Annotated in this window: 11 protein-coding genes and 1 riboswitch; of the genes, 4 read left to right on the top strand and 7 right to left on the bottom strand. The window is 71.7% G+C overall.

Annotated elements, in window-relative coordinates:
- Window positions 1-11: 11 nt before the first annotated feature.
- Window positions 12-890 carry an RNA polymerase sigma-70 factor gene (locus tag ACQUQD_RS16280; protein WP_428952800.1) on the top strand — a complete coding sequence of 293 codons (879 nt, stop codon included), beginning with the start codon at window positions 12-14 and terminating at the stop codon, window positions 888-890.
- A 1-nt stretch (window position 891) separates the two neighbouring features.
- On the opposite strand, the gene ACQUQD_RS16275 is transcribed toward ACQUQD_RS16280, so the two are convergent.
- Together ACQUQD_RS16275 and ACQUQD_RS16270 are read right to left on the bottom strand one after the other, a co-directional pair.
- Entirely contained in the window at window positions 892-1818 is a 927-nt protein-coding gene (locus tag ACQUQD_RS16275) for a sigma-70 family RNA polymerase sigma factor (protein ID WP_428952799.1), read from the bottom strand.
- A 34-nt stretch (window positions 1819-1852) separates the two neighbouring features.
- The gene (locus ACQUQD_RS16270) at window positions 1853-2896 is read right to left on the bottom strand and encodes an NlpC/P60 family protein (protein WP_428952798.1); all 1044 of its coding nucleotides are present in this window, start codon (window positions 2894-2896) and stop codon (window positions 1853-1855) included.
- Between the two features lie 365 nt (window positions 2897-3261).
- Here ACQUQD_RS16270 and ACQUQD_RS16265 point away from each other — a divergent pair, with 365 nt between their 5' ends.
- Complete coding sequence (locus ACQUQD_RS16265) at window positions 3262-3615, top strand: hypothetical protein (RefSeq protein WP_428952797.1); 354 nt, start codon at window positions 3262-3264, stop codon at window positions 3613-3615.
- Here ACQUQD_RS16265 and ACQUQD_RS16260 read toward each other — a convergent pair.
- Window positions 3593-4567, bottom strand: a complete 975-nt coding sequence (locus tag ACQUQD_RS16260) for a tellurite resistance/C4-dicarboxylate transporter family protein (protein WP_428952796.1) — start codon at window positions 4565-4567, stop codon at window positions 3593-3595. The two genes, ACQUQD_RS16265 and ACQUQD_RS16260, sit on opposite strands and share 23 nt — an antisense overlap.
- Before the next feature lie 25 nt (window positions 4568-4592).
- Complete coding sequence (locus ACQUQD_RS16255; protein WP_428952795.1) at window positions 4593-5783, bottom strand: NlpC/P60 family protein; 1191 nt, start codon at window positions 5781-5783, stop codon at window positions 4593-4595.
- Between the two features lie 7 nt (window positions 5784-5790).
- Window positions 5791-5945: riboswitch (cyclic di-AMP (ydaO/yuaA leader) on the bottom strand.
- A 403-nt stretch (window positions 5946-6348) separates the two neighbouring features.
- Between ACQUQD_RS16255 and pcrA the strand changes: the two genes are divergently transcribed.
- The gene (pcrA, locus tag ACQUQD_RS16250) at window positions 6349-8847 is read left to right on the top strand and encodes a DNA helicase PcrA (RefSeq protein ID WP_428952794.1); all 2499 of its coding nucleotides are present in this window, start codon (window positions 6349-6351) and stop codon (window positions 8845-8847) included.
- 35 nt (window positions 8848-8882) lie between these two features.
- On the opposite strand, the gene ACQUQD_RS16245 is transcribed toward pcrA, so the two are convergent.
- Both ACQUQD_RS16245 and ACQUQD_RS16240 read right to left on the bottom strand, forming a co-directional pair.
- The gene (locus ACQUQD_RS16245) at window positions 8883-10382 is read right to left on the bottom strand and encodes a M23 family metallopeptidase (protein WP_428952793.1); all 1500 of its coding nucleotides are present in this window, start codon (window positions 10380-10382) and stop codon (window positions 8883-8885) included.
- A gap of 201 nt (window positions 10383-10583) precedes the next feature.
- Window positions 10584-11555: an esterase/lipase family protein gene (locus ACQUQD_RS16240; protein ID WP_428952792.1), complete on the bottom strand. Its 972-nt coding sequence runs from the start codon at window positions 11553-11555 to the stop codon at window positions 10584-10586.
- Window positions 11556-11962: 407 nt separating this feature from the next.
- Between ACQUQD_RS16240 and ACQUQD_RS16235 the strand changes: the two genes are divergently transcribed.
- Window positions 11963-12379, top strand: a complete 417-nt coding sequence (locus ACQUQD_RS16235; RefSeq protein WP_428952791.1) for a cobalamin B12-binding domain-containing protein — start codon at window positions 11963-11965, stop codon at window positions 12377-12379.
- 275 nt (window positions 12380-12654) lie between these two features.
- Here ACQUQD_RS16235 and ACQUQD_RS16230 read toward each other — a convergent pair whose 3' ends face one another.
- Window positions 12655-14253 (bottom strand): DUF5691 domain-containing protein, encoded by a 1599-nt coding sequence (locus ACQUQD_RS16230; protein ID WP_428952790.1) that lies wholly within the window; start codon window positions 14251-14253, stop codon window positions 12655-12657.
- Window positions 14254-14533 lie beyond the last annotated feature (280 nt).

Below are 14533 nucleotides of genomic sequence, written 5' to 3'. Positions count from 1 at the left end.
AGGAGCCGTCCATGGCCGGCACGCCGGACCCCGCCACCGAGGCGTTCGTGGCCCACCGCAACCTGCTCTTCACCGTCGCCTACGAGATGCTCGGCTCCGCCGCCGACGCCGAGGACGTCCTCCAGGAGACCTGGCTGCGCTGGGTGGGCGTCGATCTCGGCACCGTGCAGAACCGGCGCGCCTACCTGGTGCGGATCACCACCCGCCAGGCCCTGACCCGGCTGCGCACGCTCGACCGCCGCAAGGAGTCCTACGTCGGCCCCTGGCTGCCCGAGCCGCTGCTCACCGCGCCCGACGTGGCCGAGGACGTCGAGCTGGCCGAGAGCGTCTCGATGGCGATGCTGCTCGTCCTGGAGACCCTCGCGCCGACCGAGCGGGCGGTGTTCGTGCTGCGCGACGTGTTCGACCTCGGATACGACGAGATCGCGGAAGCCGTCGAGAAGAGCCCGGCCGCCGTCCGGCAGATCGCCCACCGGGCGCGGGCGCACGTCGCGGCGCGCCGGCCGCGCGGGGTCGTTTCCCCCGCCGAGAGCCGAGGCGCGCTGGAAGCCTTCCAACGGGCCGTCGACACAGGGGACTTGCAGGGCCTGCTCGACATCCTCGCCCCGGACGTCGTCTTCCTGGGCGACGGCGGCGGAGTCGTCCGGGCCGCGCTGGAGCCCGTCGTGGGGATCGAGAACGTGGCCCCCGTGCTGAGCCGGTTCATCGCCCTGGTGACGGCGCAGCAGACCCGCCTCAACGGCGCCCCGGCGCTGACGCTCCGGATCGGCGACGAGATCGTGGCCGTCCTCGCGGTGCGCATCGACGACGGCCTCGTCACCGGCCTCTACGCCGTGCGCAACCCCGAGAAGCTGTCGCGGGTGGAGCGGGAGACCCCCGTGAGCCGCTGAATCAGCCGGTGACGCACGGGAGTTCGATCTCCAGCTGCGCCAGCTCCGCGCGCTCGGCCACCACATGGATCGCCGCGATGTCCCCCGATCCGGCGGGCCCGAACGTGAACCTGAGGACCAGGGCGAGGCGGCCGTGGACCGCCATGACCAGGCCCGGCACGCCGTCGATGAGCGCGACCCCGGTGAGCCGCGCCCGCGCCACCGCCGCCATCGCGCTCTCGGCCACGGCCCGCGCGCCGGCCAGCGTGACCGGCTCGGGCGTGGGGATGACGGCCCGGTCGGCGTGCAGCACGACATCCGGGGCGAGCAGCGCCAGCAGCGCCTCGAAGTCACCGCCGCGCGTGGCGGCGAGGAAGGCCTCGACGACCCGGTGGCGCAGCGCCGGGTCCGAGCCGGAGGCGGGCTCCGCGCCCCGCACCCGGCGCCGGGCCCGGCTGGCGAGCTGGCGCACGGCGGCGGGGGAGCGGTCGAGGAGCGGCGCGATCTGCTCGAACGGCACCGCGAACGTGTCGTGCAGGACGAACGCGACCCGCTCCGCCGGCGACAGCGTGTCCAGGACGACCAGGAGCGCCACCCCCACCTCGTCCGCGAGCAGGGCCTCCTCCTCGGGATGGCCCTGCTCGTCGGGGCCGAGCGCCGGGTCGGCGGGCCGCTCGTCTAGCGGGGTCTCGTGGCGCGTGGCGCGGGACCGCAGCATGTTGAGGCAGACCCGGGCGACGACGGTGGTCAGCCAGCCGGCGAGGTTGCCGACCTCGTCGGTGTCCGCGCGGTCGGCGCGGATCCAGGCCTCCTGGACGGCGTCGTCGGCCTCGCTGAGCGAACCGAGAATCCGGTACGCCACCGAGCGCAGCCGGGGCCGCTGCTCCTCGAACCGCTCCGTGAGCCGCGCCGCCGTGCCCGTCGCCCGTATCGGGTCCTTGTCCGTCACGGCAGCAGTACAACACGGCGGCACGGCCGGGATCTCAGGAAACCCGCGTGGCCCCGGCGAACGGCATCTGGTCGATCGGCGCGATCCGCACGGGCGCGCTCGGGTTCGGCGCGTGGATCATCTGCCCGTTGCCGATGTAGAGCCCGACATGGCTGATGCCGGAGTAGAAGAACACCAGGTCGCCCGGCTGCAGTTGGGACTTCGAGACCCGCTGCCCCGCGTTGATCTGCGCGTACGTGGTGCGCGGCAGCGAGACGCCCGCCGAGCGGTACGCGGCCTGCGTCAGGCCCGAGCAGTCGAAGGCGTTCGGGCCGGTGGCGCCCCAGACGTACGGGCTGCCGAGCGCGTTGTGTGCGAAGGCGATGGCCGCCTGGGCACGGGAGTTGGGGGCCGTGCCCACCTTCCCCCGGGGCGTGGAGCGGGAGGCGCGGTCGCCGCCGTCGGCCGTGGTGAGGTCCCGGTCCGCCGGGGTGAGCCGGTCGAGCAGCTGCCGGGCGTCCGCCAGCTTCTTCGTCACCGTCTTCTTCTGCTTCTCCAACTCCTTCTGCTTGGCTCGCAGTTCGGAGAGGGAGCCGTCGGCCTGGGTGTGCAGCTGGTCGATCTCGCGCAGCTCCTTGCGGACGCGGGTGATCGTGGCGGCCTGGCGGGTGCCGACGCGGTTCGTGAAGGACGCCTCGTCGAGATAGCGGTCGGGCGTGGAGGACAGCAGCAGCTGTACGGACGGGTCCACGCCGCCCGTGCGGTACTGCGCCGCCGCGACCGCACCCAGTTGCTGGCGCTGCGTGTTGAGCGACTCCGTCCGGCGGGACGCCTCGTCCTGCAGCGAGTCCACCTTCTTGCGGGCCTTGCCCGCCTTCTCCTTCGCGCCGTTGTACTTCTCGGTGGCGACCTCCGCCTCCTGGTAGAGCCTGTCGACCTTCGCCTTCACCTGAGCGGGGCTGAGGTTCGGCTCCGCGTGCGCCGCACCGCCGTCGAAGGCGATGGTGGTCGCCGCGGAGGCGAGAGCGAGGGTGGCCGCGGTGCGGACCGTACTGCCACTGAACGAACGCTGTTTCGGCTTGCGATGCGCTGCCGGCACGAAGTGCCACGTCCTTCCGGTCGTACTGCCTGCCTGCACGTACTGCTGCGTGAGGGGCGCCGATCGCGCGTCCGGCGGCGGCCCGCACAGGGGGAGCGGGCCGCCGCCGGACCTTTCTCGGCGGTGGTGTCCGACTGCCGCCCCTGGCCCGGGCGGCGGTGGGGAGCCGGTCACCTGAGGAAGGACGCTAAACCTCTGCGTAACGGGTTGGCGCCGGATTGTTAGGAACTGGCTTGTTTGTTACGGCTGGTGGCAGAGAGTGATGGACAGGTGCGCGTAGTGGCCCGAAGCGGCCCGAAGTCGTCCGCGAGGGCTACGGGGGATCGGTGTCGGGACGACACAGGCGTCCCGTTAGGCTCCGCAGCATGGACGTACTCATCCATCTCTTCGTCGGCCTGCACATCATCGGCATCGCCTCGCTGCTCGGCGGCTTCCTCACGCAGATGTCGGCGATGGGGCAGGGCACGGCCCGCTTCAACAAGGCCATGCTGCACGGCGCCCTGACCATGCTGGTGACCGGTGTCGCCCTGGTCGGCCTCCATCAGGCCGACGACAACACCGTGAACAACATCAAGATCGGCGTGAAGCTGGCGATCCTGATCGTCATCCTCGGCATCGTCTACGTGAAGCGCGACGAGGAGAAGGCGGAGAAGGGCCTGTTCGCGGCGGTCGGCGGCCTCACCGTGGCCAACATCTTCATCGCCGTGCTCTGGACCTGACGGCCCCGGCCGAGCGGGCCGCCCCCACCGCGGTGACCAGCCAGACGGCCACCGCGATCCACAACAGCACCTGTCCCGGCCCCTTGAGCCAGGACGTCTCGACGGCGGTGGCCACGGAGAGCGTGGCCACGGCCGTCACCCCCATCGGGAACACCGTCGACCAGCGCCGCACGTCGTACGTGAACCGCGGCTCCAGCACCTCCGCCACCGCGAGCACCACGTACCAGGCCAGGTCGAGCGCGAGCAGCACCCCGCACATGTCGCGCAGCACCCCGGTGACGTCGGAGTTCCAGAGGTCACCGGCCCGCCCGGCGAGCACCAGCCGGGCCGCCGCGAGCGCCGAGATCCCCAGCGCCCCGCCCGCGATCCAGTGGTCCCCGGCCCCCTCGAACACCTGCCGGCGGTCGAACCGGGCGAACGCGACGACGTACAGCACGATCCCGCACCAGAACACCACCACCGCCGCGTGGCCGAGCCAGGCCACGCCCAGCTCCGCCGACAGCGTCGCCCCGAGCACGGCCAGGCTCTGGGTCGCCACGCAGACGAGGAAGACGAGCCCCGGCATCCGCGGTTTCCAGTGGCGGACGACGGCGAGGAGCAGCACGGGCCACACGAGCGCGGCGATCACCAGCAGCGCCTCGGCGAGCGCCTGCAGGCCCGCCAGCGAGAGCCGGGTGCCGAGGACGCACGTCGCCGCGACCGCGGTCAGCGCGGGCGGCGTGTCCGCCTCGCGCTCCCAGCGGCCGCGGTCGCGGACGAGACGGAGCAGGAAATCGCAGGCCAGCACCGCCCAGAGCGCCGCGGCAAGGACCAGGAAGACACCGGACAGGACGGCGTACCCGGTCAGCCGGAACCCGACCGAGACGATGCCGGTCGCCATCACGGCGGCACCGGCGGCGGGCGGGAGCTGGGACCAGAAGGACTGCGGGATCACGTCCGGGCGGTGCTGCACCGCCCGAACGTAACCGCGGATCCGGTCAGGCGGGGCGCACCACGCTGTGGATCGACCCCGTGCCGTCGTAGTAGATGGACTCCTCGCGGACGTACGCCCCCGGCTTCGGCGCGTGGATCATCATGCCGTCGCCGAGGTAGAGGCCGACGTGGCTGATGTCGTCGTAGAAGAAGACCAGGTCACCCGGCTGGATGTCGGAGAGCGGGACGGTCGTGCCGACCTCCACCTGGTCCCAGGTGGTGCGCGGCAGCGAGATGCCCGCCGCCTTCCAGGCCGCCTGGGTCAGCCCCGAGCAGTCGTACGAGTCCGGGCCCGTGGCGCCCCACACGTACGGCTTGCCCTCCTGGGACTTGGCGAACGCCAGCGCCTTCGCCGCCTTGGCCGCGTAGGTCGACGACGAGCCGGACGAGCCGGACGAGCCGGACCCCGATCCGGACGACGTACCCGAGCCGTCCTCCTGCCGGGCCGCCTCCTCGGCCGCCTTCCGCTTCTGCTCCTCCTCGGCCTTCTGCTTCTGGGCGAGCTCGGCGGCCTTCTTGCGGGCCGCCTCTTCCTTCTTCTTCTCGATCGCCGCGAGCCGCTGCTTCTCCTCGGCCGTCAGCTCGGACAGCAGCCGGCGCGCGTCGGAGAGCTTGGACTGCACGCTCTGCTTCGAGGTCTTCAGCTCGGTCTGCGAGGAGGTGAGCTGCTGGAGGTTCTCCTGCGCCTCGGTGCGCTTCTTCGCGGTCGCGCGCTGCTGCTCCTGGTAGTCGTCGACCGCCTTCTTCTGGCTGGCGGTCATCCGGCTCATCAGGTGGTTCTGCGCGAAGTAGTCCTCGGGGTCGTCGGCGAGGAACATCGTCGCGGTGTCGCTGACCCCGCCCGAGCGGTACTGCTCGGCGGCGAACCGGCCCAGGTCCTGGCGGGCCGCGTTCATCTTCTCGGTGCGCTGCGCGATGTCGTCGAGGAGCTGGTCGACCTGCTTCTTCTTGCTGTCGGTCTGCTCCTTGGCGGAGTTGTACTTCTGCGTGGCGACCTCGGCCTGCCGGTACAGGGTGTCGACCTTCTTCTGCACCTCTTCGAGGCTCGGCCTGGCCGGCTGCGCGGGGGCGGCCTGTGCCGTCTGCGAGAGCAGGGCCACCGAGGTGAGGGCGGCGGTCGTGATCCCGACCGCGGGGGTGGTGCGAAGGCCGCCCGACATCCGGGAGCGGGTGCGCGGCTTGCGGTGCGACGCCAAGGAGGCGACTCCTTCCGTGGTCCGCCTACCGGGTTAGCTGTCGGGTTCGGGCGTACGGAAGGCTGCCCTACGGTCAACTGCCCGATGGTGCCGGGCCGTTGAGTCGATTCACCCCAAGGTCGGTTGGGTCCCCGGTTCCCTGCCTCTCGGCGTACGGAACTCAGCGGGGGCTGCCCGGTCGCCGCGTTGTTCGCGAGCGGGGGGACGGGCTGCCCGCGCAGCACCGTAGCCAACTCGTGTTGCTGCTGTGAAGGTTGATGTTCGATATGCCCGATACATTTTCGTGACCTTGGCGACTCCGCGGCCCCGCACCTGGCCGTATGCGGCCAACCCCTCATGGTCTGCGGCGATTTGTTCGCATTTCGTCCATGCGCTTGTCGGGGATGCGGGAGTGTGTGGGCTTCACTCACTATTTGTGAAGGTGTCGTCATGGAGTGTGACGAGGGGGCGTCCGGTGTCCGGGCCCGGCCGACCCGCGCGTTCCGAAGCCGCTGACCTGCTCGGACGGGCGGTGTGGTGAAGGCGGCGGCGGGGTGTCAGTGGGGCGGCCTAGACTCGTAGAGCGATGAGCAGCCTCTTTGACGACAACTTCCTGGCCAGCCTCCAGCGCGGCGCGGAGGAGCCCCCGCCGCCGCCCGAGGACGAGCACGACGGCCCCGCGCCGGAGCCGATCCCGGACGACCTGTTCGGCGGGAAGTTCGACGTGCCCCCGGCCAGGGACGCCTACTACCGCGACGGCGCCCCCCGCCCGGCCCTCGACCCGGCGGCCCTCCTCGACGGGCTGAACGAGAACCAGCGGGCGGCCGTCGTGCACGGCGGCACCCCACTGCTCATCGTCGCGGGCGCCGGCTCCGGCAAGACCCGCGTCCTCACCCACCGCATCGCCTACCTGCTGGCCGAGCGCGGCGTGCACCCCGGCCAGATCCTCGCGATCACGTTCACGAACAAGGCCGCGGGCGAGATGAAGGAGCGCGTCGAGTCCCTCGTCGGCCCGCGGGCCAACGCCATGTGGGTCTCGACCTTCCACAGCGCCTGCGTGCGCATCCTGCGCCGCGAGTCGAAGAAGCTCGGCTTCACCTCGTCGTTCTCGATCTACGACGCCGCCGACAGCAAGCGCCTGATGGCCCTGGTCTGCCGCGACCTGGACCTCGACCCGAAGAAGTTCCCGCCGAAGTCCTTCAGCGCCAAGATCTCGAACCTGAAGAACGAGCTGATCGACGAGGAGGACTTCGCCGGCCAGGCCGCCGACGGATTCGAGAAGACGCTCGCCCAGGCCTACGCGATGTACCAGTCGCGGCTGCGCGAGGCCAACGCGCTGGACTTCGACGACCTGATCATGACGACGGTGAACCTGCTGCGCGCGTTCCCCGACGTCGCCGAGCACTACCGCCGCCGCTTCCGCCACGTCCTGGTCGACGAGTACCAGGACACGAACCACGCGCAGTACGCGCTGGTGCGCGAGCTCGTCGGCCCGGCCCAGGACGCGGAGGGCAACGACGCGGACCCCGCCGAGCTCTGCGTCGTGGGTGACGCCGACCAGTCCATCTACGCGTTCCGCGGCGCCACGATCCGCAACATCCTCCAGTTCGAGGAGGACTACACGGACGCGACGACGATCCTGCTGGAGCAGAACTACCGCTCCACCCAGACGATCCTCTCCGCGGCCAACGCGGTCATCGAGCGCAACGAGTCGCGCCGCCCCAAGAACCTGTGGACCAACGCGGGCGCGGGCGCCCAGATCACCGGCTACGTCGCGGACACCGAGCACGACGAGGCCCAGTTCGTCGCCGAGGAGATCGACCGGCTCACGGACGCGGGCGACGCGAAGGCCGGCGACGTCGCCGTCTTCTACCGGACGAACGCGCAGTCCCGTGTCTTCGAAGAGATCTTCATCCGCGTCGGCCTGCCCTACAAGGTCGTCGGCGGCGTCCGCTTCTACGAGCGCAAGGAGGTCCGGGACGTCCTCGCCTACCTGCGGGTCCTGTCGAACCCCGAGGACTCCGTCCCGCTGCGCCGCATCCTGAACGTGCCCAAGCGCGGCATCGGCGACCGCGCCGAGGCCATGATCGACGCACTGTCGCAGCGCGAGAAGATCTCCTTCCCGCAGGCACTGCGCCGCGTCGACGAGGCGTACGGCATGGCGGCCCGCTCGACGAACGCCGTGAAGCGGTTCAACACCCTCATGGAGGACCTGCGGACCATCGTGGAGTCGGGCGCCGGCCCGGCCACGGTCCTGGAGGCCGTCCTGGAGCGCACCGGGTACCTCGCCGAGCTGCAGTCCTCCACGGACCCGCAGGACGAGACCCGCATCGAGAACCTTCAGGAGCTCGCCGCCGTCGCCCTGGAATTCGAGCAGGAGTCCGGCGCGGCGGCCGAGGGCGCGGAGGAAGGCGAGGACGACGGCGCGTCCGCGGGCACCCTCTCCGACTTCCTGGAGCGCGTCGCGCTCGTCGCCGACTCCGACCAGATCCCCGACGAGGAGGACGACGGCAGCGGCGTCATCACCCTGATGACCCTGCACACCGCCAAGGGCCTCGAATTCCCCACGGTCTTCCTGACCGGCATGGAGGACGGCGTCTTCCCGCACATGCGCTCCCTCGGCCAGACCAAGGAACTGGAGGAGGAGCGGCGCCTCGCGTACGTCGGCATCACGCGCGCGCGGGAGCGGCTGTACCTGACGCGGTCGACGATGCGCAGCGCCTGGGGCCAGCCCTCGTACAACCCGCCCTCCCGCTTCCTGGAGGAGATCCCGGACGCGCACCTGGAGTGGAAGCGCACGGGCGCTTCGGCGCCGGCGCCGTCCACCAAGGGCATCGGCGGCGGCATCGCCGCGTCGCTGTCGTCGTCCCGCTCCCGTACGACGCCGGCGTTCGCCACGCGCCGCGCCACCGAGAAGCCGGTGGTGTCCCTGGCCGTCGGCGACCGTGTCACGCACGACCAGTTCGGCCTCGGCACGGTGGTGGGCGTGAGCGGATCGGGCGGGAACGCGGAGGCGACGATCGACTTCGGCGACCCCAAGCCCAAGCGTCTGCTGCTGCGGTACGCGCCGGTCGAGAAGCTGTAGCGGTTACGCGGTTACGCGGTTACGCGGTCACTCGGTTACGTGGGATCCAGGCCGTGGCTGCGCAGCCACGGCAGCGGGTCGATCGCCGAGCCGCCCCCGGGCCGTACCTCGAAGTGCAGGTGCGGTCCGGTCGAGTTCCCGGAGTTGCCCGACCGCGCGATCACGTCACCGGCCTTCACGGGCCCGCTCATCACGGTGTGCGCGGAGAGGTGGCAGTACCAGGTCTCCGTACCGTCCTTGGCGGTCACTATCGCCATGTTCCCGTACGCGCTGTTCCACTGCGTGCGCACGGTGCCGTCCGTCGCGGCCATCACCGGAGTCCCGTACGAGACCGGGAAGTCGATGCCGGAGTGCACGGACATCCAGTTGATACCGGCCTGTCCGTAATAGGCGCTCAGCCCGCGCTGCTTCACCGGCAGAGCGAACTTGGGGCGCAGCGCCTCCTTGCGCGCGGCCTCCTCGGCGGCCTTCTTGCGGTCGGCCTCCTGCTTCGCCCTCAGGTCGATCCGCTCCTGCGTGCGGCTCGCCCGGTCGGCGAAGTCGCCCGCGTCCGCGGACACATCCTTGAGCTGCGTGTCCAGCTTGTTGTTGGCGACGGACGGCTTCACCGCGCTCGCGTCGGGCGCCGCCGCTGCCTGCGTCTCCTTGCCGTCGTCCCCGCCGCCGATGCTGCCCACGGACGCCGCCGCGATCCCGGCGACCCCGACCACGCACACCGAGGGCACGGCGACGGTCAGCAGCGCGGAACGCTTGGCGGGCACACGGCGACGGGACCTTCCGGCGGCGCGGGACGCGGCCCGCGACGTGAACTCCGGTTCGGCGGGAGCCGGTTCACGCGCATCGGACTCCGCCCGGGGCTCCGGCACGGAACCCGGCCCGGAGTCCGACCCGGCCTCGGGCTCGTCGTGCGCCTGGGGATACTCGACGGGGTTGTACTGGTCCGGCACGTACTCGTGGAGTGCGGCGGTCTCGAGGACACCGGTCTCGTGGAGTGCAGTCTCATGGACACCGGTCTCATGGAGAACCGTGTCATGGACGGCGGTCTCGTGGACGGCCGGGGTCCCGTCGGAGTTCCACGCCGTTGCGTCGTACGCGCCCGTGTCGTACGCCGTCGTACCGAAGACCGGTGCCTCGAAAGTCTGCGTCTCGAAGGCCTGGGTTTCGAAAGTCTGCGTCTCGTAGGGCTGCGCCGTCCACTGAGCGGTGTGCTGCTGGCCGTAACCGGCGCCCGCCCACATGGCGGTCGTGTCGTAACTGCCGGTGTCGTACGTGTCCGTGTCGTACGCGGCCGCGCTGTACGTCGTCGTGTCGAACGCACCCGTGTCGAAGGCCGAGGTGTCGAAGCCCGACGTGGCGTACGGGTCGGCGTACTGCTGCTGACCGGCGGTGTGCCACTGGCCGGTGTCGTAGGAACCCGTGTCGTACGAGCTGTCGCCCGGCAGGTCACCGAAGAGCGGATCGGTGGCGAAGCTGGTCGTGGAGTAACCGTCGTGTGCCGCGTAGTGCGCGGTCCCCGACGGATGACGGTCGTTCACCAACTTCTCTTTCGCCTCGACAACAGGGGCTGCCAGAGCAGTGCGGCGACTGTACCCGGCGGTACGAGGGCACGACAATCTTCGGCAGGTTTCATGCCCGATGGAAACGGGCAATCGGCCGCCTTTCGGTGAACTGTGGGCAGAGCCTTGGCTCTGAGTTCGAGATGTGTTCGACGCGAACGGGCTCTTCCGGCGCCAGAGTCACGCCACCGTCAGGCCGCCGACCGAGTCGGCGGCGTGCACTCCTTCCGTCGTCGGGTCGGCGTCGAGGGCCTGGCGGACCCCCGTCGCGACGGCCGGGTGCACCGGCAGCGCCAGATGCCCGATGCCCGTCACCCGCACGTTCTGCACGAGGAGATCCGGGTGGTCGACGCACGCCGACTCCAGCGGCACCACCAGCCGGTCGAGATCGCTCCAGAAGCTCACGAAACGCGTACGGCAGCCGGGCGCCGGCCCCTTCAGCTCCTCGACGACCGGTGAACCGGGGCGCATCTGCCGCACGATCGGATGCGCGTCCGCGAGCGGCGCGACCCGGGTGCCGCCGTGCGGGGTGCCGAGCGAGACGAGCGTGCGCACCCGCTGGTCGCCGCCCAGGCGCTGCACGTAGTAGCGCGCTATCAGCCCGCCCAGGCTGTGACCCACGATGTCGATCCGCTCCTGGCCCGACCGCTCGCACAGCTCCTCGACATGCCGGGCCAGCAGCGCCGCCGCGGCCCGTATGTCGCACGTCAGCGGCGAGTAGTTGAGCGACTCGATCTCGTGCCTGCCGTGCTGGACCAGGGAACGGCGCAGCAGGACGAAGACCGAGCGGTTGTCGATGAAGCCGTGCAGCAGCAGCACCGGGGGCTTGGCCGGGGTGGGCAGCCGCGGCGCGTCCGCCAGACCGGCCAAGTCCTTCAGGTCGTCGGGGCCGTCCAGATCCTCGAGCTCATCGGGGTCGTCCAGCTGCTCCAGGTCCGCCGGCGTGAGTGCCGCGCCCGATGCCCCCGTGGCCGGGAGCGCCGGCGGATGCCTTCGTTCCGGGAGGATGCCCGAGGGATAGAGGAGCAGATGCCCCGCGAGGATCGCCAGTTCGAGCGCGGTCGCCTTCAGGAGCGCGACCGACAGACCGGCCAGTCTGGTGGGGAGCAGGTGGCAGATCGGGCGAAAGGGCAAGGTCCTCGTGACCTTCATCGGTCAACCTCCCGTCGGCACAGGGAGGACGCCTCTGACCCCCGTGTGCACTCATGTGGGGAACCGGCCGAAGCGACACCCAGGGCCGGGCCGATGTGCCGACTCGTCGACCCGAAAGACGGCCGAACGCACCGTGCCACCGTGCCGTGCGGCTGTCGGCGCGGTGGCCCGGCGACCTCGAAGCGGCTCCCCTCGCGCCTGTCCCGGATGCGGTTGAAAACCCGCCGGATGCGGTTGCGGCGCGCAGCGAACGTGTCCCACCGTGTGATTTCCCCCTCGCTGAGCACCGTGAAACGGCCGGTTGCGGGATGCTGTCGATAACGTTCGTTCACTTCGGGTATCCCGGATGGGGTATCCGGCAACCGGGTACCAGAGCCCCGGGGGTCAGTCGCTTCATGGAGGCAGTGATGGGTGTGGCAGCCGGTCCGATCCGCGTGGTCGTCGCGAAGCCGGGGCTCGACGGCCACGATCGCGGGGCCAAGGTGATCGCGCGGGCGCTGCGCGACGCCGGCATGGAGGTCATCTACACGGGTCTGCACCAGACGCCCGAGCAGATCGTGGACACCGCGATCCAGGAGGACGCCGACGCGATCGGCCTGTCCATCCTCTCCGGCGCGCACAACACCCTCTTCGCCCGCGTCATCGAACTGCTCCGGGAGCGCGACGCCGAGGACATCAAGGTCTTCGGCGGCGGCATCATCCCCGAGGCCGACATCCCGCCGCTCAAGGAGAAGGGCGTCGCGGAGATCTTCACGCCCGGCGCCACGACCGCGTCCATCGTGGACTGGGTCCGCGCCAACGTGCGGCAGCCGGCCGGGGCGTAGCCCGCCGGGGGGCGGTCCGGAGTCTGGCCTGTCGGAGTCTGTCCCGCCGGAGCCCGTCCCGTCGGAGCCTGGTGCGCCGGGCGGGAGACCGCTGGTGGAGTGGTTGCGGGGTGTGGGCCCGGCGTGGGTTGTGGGCCCGGCGTGGGTTGTGGACCGGGTGACGTTCGTCGGCCTGGTCTTGTCCGTGGGGCGGGGCCCGTTCGTGGGTTGGTTGCGGGTTGTGGGGCGGGGCCGCCCATCAGTGAGGTGGCTGCGGGGCGTGGGGCGGGTGCCGTTCATGGGCCGCCGGGCGTCGGGGCAGGTCCCGGCGGAGCCAGTTCGTCGCGCATCGCCCGGCGCAGCCGCAACGTGCCGACCAGCCTCTGGAACGCCTCCGACCAGTACCCGCCGGCCCCGGGCGCCGCGTCCTCCGTCTCCTCCACCGTCGCCGTGAGCCCTTCCAGACGCACGGCTTCCTCCGGGTCCAGGCAGCGCTCGGCCAGACCCATCACTCCGCTGAAGCTCCATGGATAACTCCCCGCGTCCCGCGCGATGTTCAGTGCGTCGACGACGGCCCGCCCGAGCGGCGGTGCCCAGGGCGTCGCGCACACCCCGAGCAGCTGGAACGCCTCGGACAGGCCGTGCGCCGCGATGAACCGCGCCACCCACTCCGCCCGCTCCGCCCCCGGCAGCGCCGCGAGCAGCTTCGACCGCTCCGCGAGCGAGACCGCGCCGGGGCCCGCCGCGTCGGCGGCCGTCGGGGTGCCGAGCAGCGCCCGCGACCAGCCGGTGTCGCGCTGGCGCACCGCGGCCCGGCACCACGCCGCGTGCAGCTCACCCCGCCAGTCGTCGGCGACCGGCAGCGTCACGATCTCCTCCGGGGTACGGTCGCCGAGTCTCGCCGGCCAGCGGTCGAGGGGCGCGGCCTCCACCAACTGGCCCAGCCACCACGATCGTTCGCCCCGGCCGGTGGGAGGCTTGGCCACCACGCCGTCCCGCTCCATCGCCACGTCGCACTCGTGCGGGGCCTCCACGACGACGGCCCCCGTCGTGCGGTCGAGCGCCACGCAGGACAGCGCACGGTCCGCCATGCGTCCGGCGAGCGCGGAGTGCGGCAGCGCGGAGAGCAGCTCGGCTGCCGTCGACCGCACATTGCGACTGCGGTCGGCCAGGGCCCGCTCCAGGAACGGCTCGTCCGCGTCGCCCAGTCCCGTGCGCAGGGAGTCCAGGAACATGAGGCGGTCCTCGGCCCGCTCGGTGCGCCAGGTGCCCTCCAGCAGGGTGCGGGCCGCATCCGGGTCGTGGGCGCGGACGGCGGCGAGCAGCGCCACCCGCTCCGCGAACAAACCCTCCGACCACAGGAGTTGGACCTGTTCCGTGTCCTCGGGCGCGGGCAGCGCCGTGCCCGCGCCCGGCGCCGCCCGCAGGGCGAACTTCCAGTCCGGGTTGAGGCGGGCCAGCCACAGGGCGCGCGGGCCCGCGAACGTGAGGGCCCCCGGGCGCAGGTCCGTGCGGCCGCGCGCCGCGTCGAGCAGCGCCGGCAGGAGTTCGGGCGGGGGCGCGTAGCCGTGGGCGTTGGCCGTCGCCAGCCACTGCGGGAGCAGTTCCAGGAGGTCGGGGGCGGCGCCTCTTCGCGTATTGCCGGTGCCGGGGCGGTCGGTGAGCAGCAGCGACAGGCGGCTGCGCGCGGCGGTCGGCAGGGGCGGGCGGGGGTCCGCGGCGGCGGGCTCGGGCGGGGTGGCGGCCGGGGCCGGGCGCAGGCCCGCGCGGCGCCGGACCGTCTGCACGGCCGCCTCGTCGAGGAGGGCGGTGGGGGTGGTGGTCGAGCGGCGCTCCGTACCGAGCAGAGCCGTGGTCACCAGGTCGTCCCAGGGTGTGGTGGTCGGGCTGGTCATCTGAACCCCTCTGTTCTGTGTTCTCTGTCCTCGTCGTGGTCGGTTGCTGTGGGGCGCCGTCGGACGGTGCGTGGGGGCGGGGCCGTGTCGGGGTACCTCCTCGGCCGGATGGGTCTCGTCGCCTCCGTACGCCGTAGGCGCGTCATCCGGCGCTGAATGCCTGTGGTGTCCTGCGGGGGCACCCCGACACATCCCCTCCCGTTGCCGTGCGGCCTTCCCCGGTGGGGCCTCCCGTGTTCGGGTGCGGCGCCGTTGGATTCCGCCCCCGCCTTGGGCAATC

Source organism: Streptomyces sp. cg35 (genome assembly GCF_050410835.1).
GTDB lineage: Bacteria > Actinomycetota > Actinomycetes > Streptomycetales > Streptomycetaceae > Streptomyces.
This window is presented reverse-complemented; position numbering and strand designations above follow the sequence as displayed.

Excerpts from the sequence above, each read along its gene's own strand:
- ACQUQD_RS16280 (WP_428952800.1), top strand. The coding sequence starts at position 12 with ATGGCCGGCACGCCGGACCCCGCCACCGAGGCGTTCGTGGCCCACCGC.
- ACQUQD_RS16265 (WP_428952797.1), top strand. The coding sequence starts at position 3,262 with ATGGACGTACTCATCCATCTCTTCGTCGGCCTGCACATCATCGGCATC.
- pcrA (WP_428952794.1), top strand. The coding sequence starts at position 6,349 with ATGAGCAGCCTCTTTGACGACAACTTCCTGGCCAGCCTCCAGCGCGGC.
- ACQUQD_RS16240 (WP_428952792.1), bottom strand. The coding sequence starts at position 11,555 with ATGAAGGTCACGAGGACCTTGCCCTTTCGCCCGATCTGCCACCTGCTC.
- ACQUQD_RS16235 (WP_428952791.1), top strand. The coding sequence starts at position 11,963 with ATGGGTGTGGCAGCCGGTCCGATCCGCGTGGTCGTCGCGAAGCCGGGG.
- ACQUQD_RS16230 (WP_428952790.1), bottom strand. The coding sequence starts at position 14,253 with ATGACCAGCCCGACCACCACACCCTGGGACGACCTGGTGACCACGGCT.